Here is a 16601-nt window from a genome sequence, read left to right as displayed (position 1 = left end):
GCCCACCGGCACTCACAGCCGGTGCGGCTTGGCACGGCGGCGCAGGTACCAGACCGCCGCCACCGTGCCCGTCGCCACGAGCGCTCCACCGCCCACCAGGGTGAGGGTGCCGTACTCCTCGGTGGCTCCGCCGAGACCGCCCATGACCCCCCGTGAGGGCGAGGCGGTCGCGCGGATGGTGGGGGTGGCGGCGGTGACGATGACGGACTGGGTGCCCGCCGTGGTCCCGTCCCTGCACACCACGATCACGGTGTACGTGCCGGGGGTCACGTTCGTCCAGGAGGCGGACTGGGTGGTGCTCGTGCCGGTGAGCGTCACCTGACGGCCCTGGGAGAAATTCGCCTGCCCGGTGGAGAGCAGCGAGGCGGTGCCGAACACGCCGTTGGCGCTGGTGGGGCAATCTCTGGTGGTGACGGTGACCGAGGAGCCCGTGGTGCTCACCGAGATCCCCGTGGGGACGACGGCGACCGACGGCGCGGCCAGGGCGATCGGCAGCGCGGCGGTGGCCACGGTCAGTCCGGAGCGGAGGAGTAGCTGAGACGTACGCATGGGTCTGCCCTCCGGCGGCACGGTCGGCGGGACATCCCTTGCGCCGCCGGGGATCGGGAGACCCGTGCTGCCTCAGGGCCGAGCCAACGTGCCCCGAGCCCCGCCCGCATGCGGACCGCCCCCGAGCAGGTGACGGATTCCGCCGTACGGGGGACGCCGCTCATCCGCGCGATGCCGTCGAGCGCTCCATCAAAGACGTCCCCCGCGTCGCGGGCATCGCTCAGAAGCCGCCCTTCTCGAACTCGGTGGTCGAACCGGTGGACGTGGCGGTGACGTTGTAGAGGTCGCGGCCCGCGTCGCGCCGGCCCCGGTCGTGGTTGTACTGGACCTTGAAGACATAGGTGCCAGGGGCGAGAGTGACACCCGACTTCAGCGTGATGACGTACCCCAGTTGGTCGCTGGTGGAGTTCTGGCCCACGGTCACCTTGTCGCCCAGGGAGGTCCAGGTGCCGGTGCTCGACACGCCGCCGGTCTGGATGATGCGGACGACTACCTTGAGCGAGGTGAGCGGCTTGGTGGTCTCGACCGTGACAGTGCTCTGGTCCCAGTAGTCGTTGGAGTCGGCCTCCACGCTCCCGTCGGACCACAGATACCCGGCCGTCGTCTGCGACCCGGTGTTCTGGGTGGTCGTGCTCTGCTTCTCCTGTGTTCCGGTCGAGCCGGAGGTGCCTCCCGTGCCGGACTCCGTGCCGGAGTCCTGCGTCGACTGTGCCGCGCCTCCCGTTCCCGCTCCGCCGGAGACCGGGACGTAGACGACCTCGGGGTCGCCCTTGCCCTTGCCCTTGTCCTGCTCCTTCGGCGACGGGACGGCGGACGCCTTCTCGGTGTCGTCGGAGGAGGAATTCTCCTCGGCGGGTTTGTCGGCCGCCGTGGTCACCTTCTCGGACGAGTCGGTGCTCCAGTCGATGGCGGCCACGGCCGTGGCGGAGCCGGCGATCACCACGACCGCGGCCGCGGAGCCGCCGACCGCGTTCCAGACCCGGCGGCCGGGCAGGAAGCCACGGAGCGGGGTGCGCGTCCTGCGGGCGAACAGGTCGGCGAACTCGCCATCCGAACGGTCGGATCGAACGGGGGGCTGCGGCATGGGACGGGTCCTTAAGCGATAGTCAGCGGAAATTCAGGGCTTGGGCCGGACGCCCTACGGAAGATCTTGCGGCGTCAGAGTCTTCAGGTCCGACTCCGAGACGTCGGACAGCTCGGCGACGCGATACGCCTGCCGCTCCGTCATCGCCTGGAACAGCTGGCGGGCGGCGCGGCCGTTGCCGAATCCGCGCTCCCGGGGCAGCGTGTCGAAGTGGGCGGTCAGGGCCTCGCGGGCGGGCGGCGTGAGCTCGTACTGGTGTTGTGCGGCCTGGTGCTCCACGATGGTGACCAGTTCGGCGGAGCCGTAGTCCTCGAAGATCAGCGTGCGGTTGAAGCGCGAGGCCAGACCGGGGTTGGAGCGGACGAAGACCTCCATCTCCCGTGGGTATCCGGCCACGATCACCACCACGTCGTCGCGGTAGTCCTCCATCAGCTTCAGCAGGGTGGCGATGGCCTCCTGCCCGAAGTCGTTGGTGCCGGCGTACTGGGTGAGGGTGTAGGCCTCGTCGATGAAGAGGACGCCGCCCCGGGCCTGTTCGAAGACACGCGTGGTCTTCGGGCCGGTGTGGCCGACGTACTCACCGACCAGGGCGGAGCGGTCGGCCTCGACCAGATGGCCACGGTTGAGGAGGCCGACGGCGGCGAGGATACGGCCGTAGAGGCGGGCCACGGTGGTCTTGCCGGTGCCGGGGTTTCCGGTGAAGACCAGGTGGCGGCTGAGCGGGGGTGCGGCCAGGCCCATCTCCTCGCGGCGGCGCACGGTCTGCATCAGCTTCACCAGCGAGGAGACGTCGTTCTTGACCCTGTCCAGGCCTGCCAGTCCGTCGAGTTCGGCGAGCAGGTCCTCCAGGGTGTCCTCGGAGGGGGCTTCGGTCTCCCGCGCCTGGGTCGCCGCGGCCGCGGAGCCGCCCTCGGCGGACGCGAGCGCCTCGGTGCGGCCGGTGGGCAGGGCGGGGTGGGTCACGTTGCGTGAGACGCAGTCGTCGAACACCGGACGCGCTCCCTTCTCCGCGGCGACGTCCTCCTCGGTGTCCCGCACCAGACAGCCGCGCAGCACGGGGGCGCTGCCGGCCGACATGTGGACGGCCGGGAACCCCTTGCCGTCGTTGCCGGCGCCGGCGAAGACGCACTCCTCGAAGGTGCCGCGTGCCTTCTCGCCGACGAACAGGCTGTTCTTGCCGGTGCGGGACACGGTGACGGCCCGGACGCGTGGTTCGGCCGAGGGGCCGAGGACCAGTCCGGAGCCGGTCGCGTCGCGCACCGTGCAGTCCTCGACGCTGGGGGTGGCGCGCTCCCCGATCACCAGGCCCGCAGTGCCGGTGCCGCTGATCCGGCAGTCCCGCAGCACGGCCGAGGTGCCGGTTCCGCAGGTGATGCCGGCGCGTTCGGCCTCCGTGACGTCGCACTCCTCCAGGACGACCGTGCCGGTGGACTCGGCGCTGATCCCGGTGCGGCCGCGCAGCACGGACAGCCCTCGCACCCGCGCGGCCGCTGACGCGTCGAGCTGGAGGCCCGACAGCCCGCAGTCGCTGATGCGCACACCCTCGACGGTGAGCTCGGCCCGGTCGGTGGCTCGGACGCCGTGCTCCGGGGTGGAGCCGATACGGCAGGAGGTGAGCGTGAGCCGGGAGTCGTCGCAGGCGTGCACCGCGCTGAACCCGCAGTCCGTCACGTTGCTCGACGCCAGGCTCACCTGCGAACGGTCGCCCGCCAGCAGGCCGTTGGCCCGGCTGCCGTGCACCGAGGTGCCCTCCGCGGACAGCCGTGCGTTGCCCCGGGCCACCAGGCACGAGCCGTGCGGCCGGTCCACCTGGCAGTCGACCAGTACGGCCGTGCTGTCGTCGTCGGCGCTCACGCCGGGCCCGGAGCCGCCCCGTATCCGGGTGTTGAGGAGCAGGACGTCACCGGTCCCGGAGACGGCGACCCCGTCCGCCCCGGTGCGCAGCACCTGGCAGTCGGCCAGGACCACACCGCCGTCGGCGTTCTCGGGACGCTCCGGGTTCCCTTCGGAGCGCCGCGAACTCCCCAGCACCCGTACGCCTTCCACGCCCGTCTCCTCCAGTCGGCAGTCCAGTGCGGCCACGGACGCCTCGTCCTCCGTCAGCAGCCCGCTGCGGCCGGGGGCGGTGATCCGGCAGTCGCGGAGCACGGCCGCGGCCCTGCCCCGCACGCGGACCCCGGATCCGGTGACATCCCGGACCGTCAGCCCCAGGACGTCCGCCCTCGTGGCGGAGCCCAGGACGACTCCGGTGCCGTCGATGTCCTCCACCAGCGTGTCGGTCAGTTCGGTCCGGCCGGTGGTGTTCGCGTGCACCCCGGCCAGGGCGGCACCCGAGACCCGGCAGGCGCGCAGGGTCAGCGAGGCGTCGCCGCCCGCCTCGACGCGGCCGCCGGAGATGTCGCAGCCGTCCAGTTCCAGGCCGCCTGCGGCCACCAGTACGGCGGGCAGCGCCGGGTTCTGGCCGGTCAGCGCGATGCCGTCGACGCGGACACCGGGGGCGGTGACGTCCAGGACCGGCCGGCCGGGATCCGCCGCCAGCAGTCGTACGGCGAGGTCCGGCCCTTCCTCCGGCAGCAGGCTCACCGCACGGTCCAGGACCAGCACCTCGACGTAGTCGCCGGGGGCGATGCGGATCTCGTCGCCGTCGGCCGCGGCGCGTACGGCGGCGGTGATGCTGCGGTGGGCGCCGCGGCCCTTGGCGGCGACCCGGTGCACGGCAGGGATGGCGGTGGCGGTCACGGGAGCTCCAATCCCTCGAAGGGCGCGCTGGGTTCATCGGCCGGGGGCCGTGGGGTCGGCGGGGGCGGCGGCGCCGCGGGGGTGGGGGCCGGCTTCGGGAACGCCCGGCCGGGGGACGGCAGATGGCCCCCGTTCTGGCTGTCCGCCTGGGTGATCTGGAAAGTGATGTACCGGGACAGCGCGGACTCGGCCCAGTTCATGCCCAGTTCGCCGAGGCCGCCCTTGTGGAAGACCCGGGAGCCCGTGGCCAGGTGCCAGGCGTTGCGCGCCAGGCCGGTGCTCACTCCACCGAACAGCGAGCCCGCGGCACCCCACATACCGGCCCGCAGCGCGTCCACCCCCTGGACCTCGTTGCCGTTGACCCCGAACACCGACGCGCTGATGGCGTTGCTGACGAAGCCACTGAGCGCGCCGGTCGCGAGGCCCACGGTGTTGGCGTAGGTGGCGCTGCGCCAGCGGGTGGGCTTCTCGAAGGCGGCCCAGTCGGTGACCCAGTCGTCGGTGTTGCTTGCCAACGACTGCTTGGGGTGGCCGCCCCAGTCGCTCACACCCATGCTGGTCTTGAGGTACCCGAGCCGGGTGTGGTTGTACAGGGTGTTGAGCCCGCCGCTGAAGGTGCCGCCGACCGCGCCGGACAGCAGCGCCTTGAAGACGTCCTCCACCTTGAGATTGCCGTTGTTGGTGAGCTCGGTGATCACCAGGCCCGCGGTGAAGTCGGTGACGAATCCGGTACTGAACGAGGTCGCGAAGCTGCGGAGCTCGCGCTGCCACATGGGCATCTCGACGGACTCGCCGTTCCTGACCCCCTGGAACAGACCGTGCCACGGGTCCTGGACCTCTCGCAGATAGCCCATGGCCTCGATGTCGGCGCCGCGGTAGTCGAATTCCCGGCCGATGAGCTGCCAGGCTCGGTCGCCGGGCAGGCCGACCTCGCCGCCGACCCTGGGCAGGACCCCGCCGAGGTAGTGGGGGATGACGGCCGGGCCCGACATGCTGAGCCGGCCGAAGGGGTCGGTCCGGTAGACCCGACCGTCGAAGACGCGCTGCTCGACCAGATGGCCGTTCTGGTACTCCCGCCACTGGCCCCACTGCTTGTCGACCTCGCGGTAGCGGACGGGATCGCCGTCCACCTTGACGCGCTCGCGGAAGACCTTGCCGAGGTTGTACTCCTTCCAGGCCTCCCGGTCCACGCGGACCGTGCTGGGCGTCTCGAAGTGGCGCGCGGACTGGTCGAGCAGATCGCGCAGCGTCGTCGCACGCGTGAGGTTGGCCGCGGGCGCCGCGGGCGGCTGCGGGGTGACGATCTCGTACGCGTACTCGCGGACCCGTCCGCCGTCCCTGCTGCGGACCACCTGGTCGTCGATGAGGTCCCGCCAGCGGCCCTTCGCGACGTCGTCGTACACCCGTACGCCCTCGGAGTGGACCGTGCCGTCGGCGGCGGTCTTCGTCCACTTGTGGGTGCCGTCGGGCTGCCGCACCGCGTCGACCCAGGAGGCACCGACGTCGGTGGCGTTGCGCTCGCGCACCACGTTTCCGAGCCGGTCGAGGTCGACGAAGGAGTCGTCCCAGGTGCGTGAGTAGAGCGAGCCGCGGTTCTGCTTGCGGATGCCCTCGTCCAGCACGGTGGCCGGGTTGGCGGAGTCGTACGTCTTCCATGTCCAGTCGGTGCGGTAGGGACTGCCGGACGACTCGACGAACGCGTCGCCCACCAGGTCGCGCCGACCGGTGACGTGCAGCAGCGAGTTCCTGTCGACCCAGACGCCCGCGCGGTCGTTGCGGGCGAGGTCGTGCGGGGTCGGTGCGTCGAAGAGGTACTCGCGTGTCCCGGAGCCCTCACTGCGCAGCCGGACGCGTTCGACACCCTCGCCGTCGGTGAAGACGTCCCGCCACCCTCCGACGCCGTCGGCGTGCCGGGTGCCGGTCTCGCCGGTCGTCGTGTTCCGCCAGTGCAGCTCGTACGGGGCGCCCTCGCGGTACTCGGGAAGCGGCGCCCAGCGCTTGGCGTTGTCGGCGCTGCGCCCGATCTCGATGACGCTGCCGTCGTCGAGCTTGCGGCTCTCCCGAACGATGCGGCCGAACTGGTCGACGTCGACCCAGTTGGACGCCGACGGGTTGAGCCGGACACCGGTCACCGTGGTGCCGTCGGCGGCGGTCTGGGTCCAGTGGCTCACGCGGTTCAGGGAGTCGCCCGCGAACAGGTCACCGAAGAAGTTGTCGAACGGGTTGCGGCCCGCCGCGCCCTTCCACATGAAGGCGGGCGGACGCATGTCGGCGAACCGCTTGACGAGCAGGCTGCCGCCGTCCGACAGGGCCTCCAGGCTCTCGATCTGGGCGTTCGCCGGGCCCTGACCGACGTACGTGTCGGGGTCGATCCGTGTTCCGGCCGGGGCGTGGCCGGGCAGCAGCGAGTGCTCCTGGTACATCCGGGAGCCGTGCAGTCCGCCGAACGGCCAGGTCTGGCCACGCCGTTGAGCCACCGTCTCCAAGCCCGTGGCGGGGTCGAGGAAGGTGTCCTTGAAGGCGACGTGGTTCGCGCTCCAGTGCCGGGTGCCGGACAGCGCCTCCACACCGTCCTTGTCGAAGCGCTGCCAGGTCCAGTGGCCGTCGGCGCCCTTCTCGGCGCGCACGAGGCCGCCGTCGAGGGCCTTGTGGTAGGTGCGCACGTCGGAGGTGTTGAGCAGACGCCAGGAACCGTCCGGCACATCGTGGTACGTCCGTTGGTCCGGGTCCCCGATGCGCTCGCCGGACCGTACCCGGTTGCCCGCGTCGTCGAACTCGGTCCAGCGGGCGTGGCCGAAGCGGTCCCGGGCGATGTGCAGGGTGTCGCCGTTCTTGAGGACCTCGCGCTCGAACAGGGTCACCTTGCCGGGTTCCTTGCCGGTCAGCCTGAACTGTCCGGTGGGGGACGTCTCCAGCTTGGCGGTGTCGAAGCGGCCGGTGAACGGGGTGTTGTCGCCGTTGACGCGCACGCCCTTGCCGGTCACGTGGTCGATGGTCCAGTACGAGCCGGTGGGCTTGCCGCCCGTGCCGCGAATGGCGACGGTCTCCTCCAGCAGCTGGCCGCTCGCGTCGAAGACGGTCCGCTCCAGCGGCTGGGTGCCCGGCCCGGTGTGGATCAGGGCGATCCGGCCGTCGTCGAGCCGCTCCACGCGCAGGGTCGGGGACGCGTTGCCCGACGTGTCGAGGACCCGGGGCACCCCGTCCGGAGCGCCCGCCTCGAACCGGAACATGCCCCGGCCGTCGGCGAGTTGGACGTCCCTGAGGGCGAGCGTGCCCTCCGGGCCGTAGTGCCACTTCGTCGTGCCGGCGGCGTCGGTGACGGTGAAGCCGCCGCGTACCTCGGCCGGGAGGTTCGGGTCGAGGCGCGTGAGGGTGAACGCGTCGTCGGCGACGTGCGTGCCCACGAACTGGATGGAGTCGGGGGCCCAACCGCCCTCGGCCGTGCGGCCGGTGAGCCCGAGCTTGGTCCCGTCGAGCTCGGCGGGGCCGCCCCTGAGGAACACCTCCTGGTGGAGCAGTTCGCGGTTGGGGCCGAAGCCAGTGGTCAGGTCCGTCGGTGTGTGCGTGACGGTGAAGCGGCTGCCGCCGGGGCCGCCGTGCGGGGTCGGCGTGACGGTGAAGTCGCCGAAGACGCGGCTGCCGCCGCCCTGGAGGTCCTCCAGACGCGTGGCCAGCGGCAGGCTCTGGTACTCCCGCATGACGGTGGCGGCGCCCTGCCGGATCCCCTCGTGGGCCTGCGCGGTCATCTGGCGGAGCTGGTCGTGGAGGAGTTCGGGCCGCAGCCCGGGGAACCTGTTCAGCGAGTCGGTGGCGTCGCCCGCGAGCTGCTGCACATGCGGAAGGTCCAGGTTCTGCAGGGCGTGGGAGTCGGGTGCGGCATGCAGGAACTCCATGGCTCCGGAGATGGACGACAGGTCCGTCGAGGCCGCGTCCTCGGGCAGGGCAGCCCGTATGCCCGATGCCTCGTCGAGGGTGCGGTCGAAGAGTTCCGAGATGTCGGTGAGCCCGTCGTCCAGGAGGTCTTCCTCCGGGATGGAGGTGAGCGGGAAACGCTCGGACAGCGGGTCGGCCAGCCGGGTCGGCTGCGCGCCGTGCGCGCCCTCCGTGAACCGCAGGAAGCCCGAGCCGTCACGGGCCGGCAGGTCGCGGAAGACGAGGGCGCCGGTCCGGTCGAAGTGGAAGCGGCTGCCGGTGACGGTGTCGGTGAGGGTGAAGCCACCGGGCAGCCGCCCGGCGAGCGCGCCCTCCGGGGCGGTGACCCGCAGCGACCTGACGGCACTGTCAGGACCGAGCAGATCGACCTGCGTGAACCCGCCCGCCTCGTTGTGGGTCGCTGAGACTCGCAGGCCGGAGGGGAGTCCCTCCCCGGTGAGCACGGCCTCACGGCCCAGGAAGGAGCCGTCCTGGGCGAACGTCCACGTGGTGTTCCCGGTCGGGTCGGTGATGGCGAACCCGCCGTCCGGGATCCGTTCAACCGTGAAGTCCGTCCCGCGGACCGTTCCGTCCGCCGCCGGGGCACGGTCGAGGAGTTCGAAGCGGAACGAGCCCGGTGCCGTGTCGGTGGACGGTACGCGCAGCACCCGTATCTCAAGATCGGCGAGGTCGTCCGCGCCGGTCAGGCGGATCCCTGGCGTCCCTTCCAGGAACCCGGTCCAGTGCTCGTCCAGAGCTCGCCAGGCCGCGCGAAGGTCGAGGTCGGGCGCGTCGCCCGGGTTCAGCCGGGTGAGCCACTGGTCGCCGTGCTCTCCCACGGCGTCGGACAGTCGCAGGGCGGCGGCATCGTCCAGGCCGGGCAGGCGCGAAGCGGCACCGAGGGACAGGTCGGTGACGTCGGAGAGTGGACGCGAGCCGCCCGGTGCCTCGTCCAGGGTGCGCTGGAAGATCCCGGCGAGGTCGTCCAGGCCCGAGGAGCCGTCCAGGTCGTCGAGCCGGACGGGCGGTGAGTCGGGCGCGCCCTCCGTGAAGCGCAGGAATCCGGAGCCGTCACGGGCCGGCACATCGCGGAACGCGAGGTTGAGGTCGGCGTCGTAGTGGAAGCGGCTGCCCGTGACGCTGTCGGTCAGGGTGAAGCCGCCCGGCAGACGGTCCTGAAGCGTCCGGTCGATGACGGTGAGCGGGAACGAATCGGTGACTTCGCGGGGACCCACCAGCCCGACGATCCTGGCGGTCATGCCGTCCGTCGTGGTCGTGGCCGTGCTCCTGAACCACAGCCCGGACGGCAGCCCCAGATCGTTGTCGACGAGCGCCGTCTCACGGGCGAGGAACTCACCCCCGGCGCTGAACTCCCAGCGGGTGGTGCCGGCCGGGTCGGTGACGCGGAACGTGCCGCTGTCCAGGCGCTCCACCGTGAACCGCGGCTGCGGCCCCGCCCCGTGAGGTGTCGGGACGGCCTGCGTGACATCCAGCCGGAACGTACCGGGCACGCCGTCGGCGGCGGTGCCACCGGCGATCCGGAACTCCAGCCCGGCCAGGTCGCCCACGCCGGACAGCGGCATGTCCTGGAACTCGGTCAGGCGCGTGAGGGGCAGGTCGGCGGGCAGCGCGACGTCCGCGGCACGCGCGACGGCCGGCGCGTCGGCACCGGGCAGCTCGATCCGCGGCAGGTCGGTCGCGGCGCCGTCCAGGGTGTTGTGCTCGGGGATGGAGTGCAGCGGGAACCGCTCGGACAGCGGGCCGCCGAAGTCGTCGAGGGCCGTCAGCGGGCCGACGTTCGGGTCCGGCAGGGCCGCCCCGGCCGTCTCCAGCCGTATCGGCGGGGCGTCCGCCGGGAGGTCCATGAACCGGCCCGCGCGGTCGAAGACGAACCGGTCGCCGTTCGTCAGGTCGGTCACCGCGAAGCCCCCGGCCGGCAGCCGCCCGGCCGCGTCACCACCCGGCAGCCGTACGACGGAGAAGGCCCCGTCGCCCAGCCCCGGCGCGGACAGCCGGAGGGTCGGCACCATCTCACCGCCCGGCCCTCGGGTGACCGTCGTGACCAGCCGTGCGTCGGTCAACGCACCACCGGCGTGGCCGGAGAGCCGCAGTTCCTCGGACAGCCGTGTGCCGTCGAGGTCGAACCGGGCAGTCCAGGCCCCGTCGGGCGTCCCCACCTTCACACCGGTGACCACGCCGAGCGCGCCCGTGACAGGTTCGGTCACCACACCCCCGGACAGCGGCAGCCCGTCCGAACCGACCCACCGGGGCAGTGTGTCCGGACCCGGTGCGGCCTCGAACCGCAGGAAGCCGTCCGTCCCCGGAACCCGGTGGTCGCGGAACTGAAGAGCCTCGTCCGCGCCGAACACCAGGCGTACGCCACCCGCCTCGTCGGTGAGCGTGAAGCCGCCCCCCTCCAGCGGAGCCCGGTCCCACTCCACCCGCACGTGCGACGTCCCGGCGACTTGCTCCGGAAGCAGGGGCACCGTCTCACCGCGGGGCGCGGGAGCGTCGAAGCGGTCCAGCCGTGGCACGTTCATCGTGAACGTGTCGCCTGCGCGGAGGCTGCCGGCGAGCTCGTCACCGGCCCCGCGGACCGCAGCGCCGGCGGGAAGGATGTCGGCGAACACGATGACCTTGGCCTTGTCACCGAACTCGCCGATCAGTTCGTGCGCGAAGTCACCGTCCCGCACCAGCACCTGGTTGATCTTGATCTGGGTGTTGACCGGGAACGTCACTTCCGCCTCGGCCAGGTTCTCCGACCCCAGCACCCGGCCCGGATGGCCTTGCTCCGGCACGTCGAACTTCCAGATCACGGCCTTGGAGTTCACGAAGTTGTGTGTGGTGGCGCTCCCCGTGGTCGTGGACATGATCCCCGGCCAGGAGATGGTCCTCCCGACGTCGTGGTACCCGCCTCCCGGGTAGTGCGCCGGATCCAGGATCCCGTCGAACGACGAGAAGAGCTGCTGGCTGTCGCCGCGCACCACGGTGTTGCCCGGGATCGCCGGGGACGGGAAGTCGTCCCACGCCCGATGGATGGACTTGATGCTCTCATGCCACCTGTGCAGGTCCTGCATGTCCCAGGACTCCGTCACCTGCCGCGACGCGTACCCGCGTTCCGTGGCCACCCGCTTCCAGTTCTCCAGAACGTCCGCGGCCCGGTCCGAGAAGTCGAAACCCACCTGTCGCACCTGTGCCGCCGTGAACCCGGCCTCCTCGAACGCGGCCAGCAGCGGATTGATCGACCGGTACCCCGAACTCAGGTACTTCCCGCCCTCCTGCAGATCCGCCTTCTTCAGCTGCTCGGCCGCCCTCTTCAGCTGTTCCGTCTCGAACACCTGGCGTGAGGCGGCGGCGTTGTCGAGCGTCGCCCACGCGCGATCGCTGGCGGAGACGAGGGAAACGGAGCCGTCTTCGGTGTTCCTGATCTTGTAGCGTCCGAACGTCGCCTTGCCGTCGATCACCCAGTGCGAGGTGTCCCCGCCCGGTGTGTGCCTGACCACGGGGGTCCCGGCATCCAGTCCCGACCCCAACCCGTGTGCGCCCGCGGAGGGCGGTGGAACCGGTGCCATTCCCCCGATTCCCTTGCCGAGCGGCGGAACGGGGGGCGCGGAAGGAGCATGAGGAACCGGGGGAGCGGACAGAACGGCAGGAGGCGGCGGTGCCAGCGGAGCCGGAGGCGGCGTCATAGCGGTTGTTACGGGAGCGGCCGGGACCGCCGGGCCGTCGAAGGCCATGCGCTCACCGGTCGGGCCGACCTTGAAGGTGCCGTCCGGGGTGGTGACGACGAAGCCGTCGTCACCCATCCGCACATGGGTGCCGGGGATGATCCCTGTGTCGTTCCTGAGCGCCCAGCTGAGTTCCGTGCCGGACTCGAACGTGATCCATTGCCCGGTGGGCCGCTGCATGTCGTCCAGCAGCGCCAGTTCGCCGACACGCAGAGTGCCGGAGTTCACGCCCTCGGGGCCGCGCAGTTCGACGAAGACGGGTTTCGCCTCGAAGTCCGCCTTGAACGTGTCCGACAGACGGAGGTCGCCGGCGGCCTCGTCGAGACCCCTGAGCGGGCCGGCCGACAGCGCGTCACCCGTGCCGGAGGACGCTGCCGCCGTGGGGTACGGACCCTCCAGATAGCTCTTGGGAATGGTGCCCTTGATCAGCCATTCCTGGTCACGGGTGGTGTTGAGCAGGACACGGACATCCGAGGCGAGCTTGCCGCTCATGTCCTTGCCGCCCTTGCCGACGAGATTGACGTCGTTGGCCTTGAGGAAGCCGACGACGTCCTGCCGGGTGCTGTCGGCGGTGAGCCCGGAGAGGAAGTCGAGACGTTTCCCGATCGTCCACTCGATCTGGTCGCCGATGAGTTTCTGAAGGCTGTGGGCCGGCAGGATCCCCACGTTCGGCAGCTTCCCCGACTTGATGTCCGTCCCCAGCTTGTAGGCGTCGAGGGTGAACTCCGTGTTGCCGTACACCTTGTGACCGCCCGTGGCGGCGAAGGACGTGAAGGGGCTGTTGCTCTTCCGTGACGCGTTCTCGGCTCCCGCCACATGCTGGAAGGCCGTGGTCCTGCCCTCTGGATTGGCCGGGACCATGCCGAGGTCGGGGTCGAAGTGCGACTTGCGCAGGCCCTTGATGTCGACGTCGAGGTGGTGGAAGTCGTCCTGCCGGACGAGCTTGACGCCCCGCAGCTCCTCGATGTCGACCTGGGACATGTAGAAGTCGTCGGGCTTGGGCCCCAGTTTGAGGTTCTGGGCGGGCGGGAGTCCGGAGCCGGAAGCCCGGCCCGCGTTCTCCAGCACGCTCCCGGGCGCCGCAAGCGGTGTGTCCGGCGCGGACGGTACGAACTTCAGGGAGTCGACGGTCGCGTACGGGCCGGTCAGATACTGGTTCGGAATGGTCCCCTGCACCAGCCAGGTGTTGTCGCGGCGCACCTGCAGGAGGGCCTTGACGTCCGGGGTCACCTTGGTGGCCATCCCCGTGGAGACGCCGTTCTGTTTGAGGAAACTCTGGATCTCCTTGGTGCTGGTCATATGGCTGAACGTGGTCGGGACCTCCAGCTGCGTGTCCCCGACCCTGAGCCGGATCTCGGTCAGGATGTCCTGCTGCAGCTGGGTGTTGGAAATGATCCGCAGGTCCTTGACGCCGTCGACACCGCTGTTGATGTCTCTGCTCAGGGCGACGAGATCCAGTCCGATCTCCTGGTTCCCGTAACTCTTGGCGATGCTGCCCGGCGGGGAGAACGCGGTGAACGGGCTGTTCTCCTTGAATGCCTTGGCATTGGTTGTGGACACGGCCTGGAGCGGTGTGATGTTGCCGTCGAGTTTGACCGGGACGAGACCGTCCACGGTCAGGTGCGTCTTCATGCCGGACTTGAGGCTCGACGCCGAGAAGTCCATGTCCTGTCGCACCAGCCAGTGGACCTCCGGCAGGGCCGGTACGTTCATCTGCGCCGGTGCGGCGCCACCGGCCATCGACGGGCCCGCCGGCGCCTCCGGGCGCACCGGGACGTCGACGCGCAGGGGCGCGCCGTCCGGGCCGAACCTGGTGACGATGCCGTCGGGCGCGGTGACGGTGAAGTGGCCGTCGACCATCTCCACCCTGACGTCCGGGACGATCCCGGCGTCCGTTCTGAGCACGTAGGTGACCTGCTCCCCGGGCTCCATCGTGATCCACCGCCCGGTGGGCTGTGCCAGGTCGTCCAGCAGCCGGAGTTCGCCGGTGGGCAGGTTCGCCCCCGGACCGTCCAGGCGGGCCATCATCACCGTGATGTTCTGGTGGACGGTGTCCAGGTTCGTGCCGAGCCGGTCGAACTCGAGCCGCGCGTGATTGAACTTCACCTCGGCTGCGCTCAGGTCCAGTTCGGCCTCGGCGCGGTGCAGGGGCGACGCGGTGGGCAGGTCGGTGACCTGGGAGAGCTTCTGGCCGGCCGTGTCGAGGTCGAGGGCGGCGTTCTGCGCCCTGACCCAGGCCTGGAAGCGGTCGGCGCCGGTCTTGCCGACGGCACCGCCGGTGATGATCTCGCGCAGGGTGAGCGGGGGGAACCCGGTCTGTGCGGTGACCGGCTTGGTGGCGAGGTCGGTCTTCAGCGGCCCCAGCCCCAGCAACTCCCGTGCACGGCCCACGTCTGCGGGGGAGCCCGGGAGCAGCCGGGCCAGCTCGTCGAGCTTGAAGCCGAGGCTCGCCGGCGAGTCCGCTCCGGTGACCTTCCCCGCCAGTGGGCCGGTGCCCAGCTCGTCGGGGGCGAGGACGCGGACCGTCACCTCGTCCTTCAGCCCGACATGGACGTTCACCGGGTCGGTCTTGCCGATGCGCAGGATCACCCCGTCCGGTGCGACGTCCACCAGGTCGATCTCACCGTCGAGGATCTTGCGCACCTGGGCGGTGGTCAGTCCGCCGAACTTGCCGTCGATGCTGAAGGGCGCCAGCTCCGCCAGCTCGTCCATGGGCTTCAGCAGTCCGGCCCCGGTGCGGTCCAGGCCCGCGAAGGCGTCCAGGTCCCGCAGCCGGGTGACCGCGCTCTGCGGCCGCTCCAGCAGAGGGGACCGGACGGCCGTACCGGTCCCCGCCAACTCGTCGAGGTCGTCCAGGGCGTCGAGGGCGTTGCGGAACCGCGGGGACAGCAGCCCACCGGCGCCCAGATCGGCCACATCGATACTGCCGCCCCGCAGCAGGGGGCCGGAGCGGGAGCCGAGGGCGTCCAGGTCCCGGAAGGCGGCCGGCTCCACGAGGTCGTCGAGCGTGCTGGAGAACCGGCCCGAGGGCATCCCGGTGAAGCGGGGCAGGGAGCTGGCGCTCGTCGAGCGCGCGAGCACGGTCGGCGGGGGCATGAACTCGGTCAGCTCATCGACCGCGTCGTCCCAGGCCCGGGTGCCGGGCACGACCAGCTTGCCGCGTTCCCCGAGCGGCCTCGCGGCGTCGGGGGTGCTCAGCCCTCGGCCGGTCCTCCCGGCCAGGTCGCCGACGGAGCCCGCCGCGCCCGCAGCCCTGCCGAGGGCACCGCGGATCGAGGACTTCTGGAGCAGGCCGCGTTCGAGGATGCCCATGCGCCAGGCACCCCGGAAGCCGTACTTGGCGAGTTCGGCGTAGCGGAGCGGCAGGAGCGCCGCCACCGCGAAGTCGAAGGCCCGGCCCAGGTTGGTGAGCGCGTAGACGCCCAGCCGTCGGCCCATGCCTCCGCCGACGAAGGCGGTGGCCATGAAGAAGTCGCGGCGCAGCGCGAACCGCCCCCACTGCCACGTGCTCCTGGCCAAGCCACCCGCCATCCGCAGCGCCGACCCGATCGCCCGGGGCGTGCCGGCGAGGAGGCCGGGCAGCCGGGACATGCCGGTGGCGAACATGCGACCGCCGGCCTGGAACAGCTTCAGCATCCCCTGGCCGGTCAGGGCGGCCAGCGTCCGGGGCGCCATCACCAGCTTGCCGCCCTGCAGCACGAGCCGGCCTCCGGCGGAGAGGGCCCTGCCGGCGCCCCTCAGGCCGATACTGGCGCCGGACTTGAGCATGCGCAGCAGTCCGCTGGCCGTGGTGAGGCCCTTGGTCGACGGGAAGAGCACGCCGAGGAAGGCAAGGCCGAGGCCGACGCCGTTGAGCTTGCCCTGGCTGTAGTCCACCAGTGCCTTGCCGAAGAGGACAGCGCTCAGGCCGAACGCCAACAGCCCCAGCGGGCCGCCGACGATCATCGCCGCGATCGAGACCACGATCGTGATGATCTCCAGCGCCTTCCAGAGCCCTTCGACGAGCCTCTGCTTGAAATTCTTCTTCGGCGGCGCGACCGGCGAGGACACCATGTCGGCTGCCGACCTGAGGGAGTCCTCAAGGATCTTGGCCTCGCCGGTGATGAAGTCGAGCTCGGCCTGGACGTCGTTCATCGCGGCGGTGTATTCCGCGGGGACCGGCTCGCCGGGCGGGGGCATCTCCACCGCGTGGCTTCGTTCCACGGCGCTCCCCGCCCGGCCCTGGGCCTCCCGCAGGGCGTTCGCGTATCTGGCCGTGGCCGAGGCCGCGAGGTCGAAGGCGCTGCGGGCGTTCGCCATGAACTTCTTGAGCGACTGCTGCACGTAGTTGCGCAGGGCGTCCGCCGTCTTCCCCTCGAAGCCGCCGTCCGACGCGGTCCGCAGCATGTTGTCGAGGCCGGCGTCGACGTCGGCTGACAGATCCCGAAGCAGGCGGAAATCCCGTGTGAAGCCGTCGATGACACGAGGGTTCCCGACGACAGGATTTCCGTTGTACCCCACCACCACTTCACCCAGGTCGCCAGAGCCGGCCACAAGATCCTCCAAGATGTCCACGGCGCAAGGGCCAGCCCTTTGCATGCGGATTGCTT

4 protein-coding genes are annotated in these 16601 nt (G+C 71.0%); all 4 read right to left on the bottom strand.

Annotated features, from left to right (window positions below):
- Window positions 1-12 precede the first annotated feature (12 nt).
- The 4 genes from CES90_RS32235 to CES90_RS32220 all read right to left on the bottom strand — a co-directional run bounded on the left by CES90_RS32235 (window position 13) and on the right by CES90_RS32220 (window position 16566).
- Window positions 13-549 (bottom strand): hypothetical protein, encoded by a 537-nt coding sequence (locus CES90_RS32235; protein ID WP_189787241.1) that lies wholly within the window; start codon window positions 547-549, stop codon window positions 13-15.
- Window positions 550-769: 220 nt separating this feature from the next.
- Complete coding sequence (locus CES90_RS32230) at window positions 770-1633, bottom strand: hypothetical protein (protein ID WP_189787240.1); 864 nt, start codon at window positions 1631-1633, stop codon at window positions 770-772.
- 54 nt (window positions 1634-1687) lie between these two features.
- On the bottom strand, window positions 1688-4372 hold the full coding sequence (locus CES90_RS32225) for a right-handed parallel beta-helix repeat-containing protein (RefSeq protein WP_189787239.1): 2685 nt from the start codon (window positions 4370-4372) through the stop codon (window positions 1688-1690).
- A complete protein-coding gene (locus tag CES90_RS32220; protein WP_189787238.1) occupies window positions 4369-16566 on the bottom strand; it encodes a putative T7SS-secreted protein in 12198 nt (4065 codons plus the stop codon). Before CES90_RS32220 ends, CES90_RS32225 begins: the two co-directional genes overlap by 4 nt.
- Between the last annotated feature and the right edge of the window lie 35 nt (window positions 16567-16601).

The sequence above is a fragment of the Streptomyces capitiformicae genome, assembly GCF_002214185.1.
GTDB lineage: Bacteria > Actinomycetota > Actinomycetes > Streptomycetales > Streptomycetaceae > Streptomyces > Streptomyces capitiformicae.
This window is presented reverse-complemented; position numbering and strand designations above follow the sequence as displayed.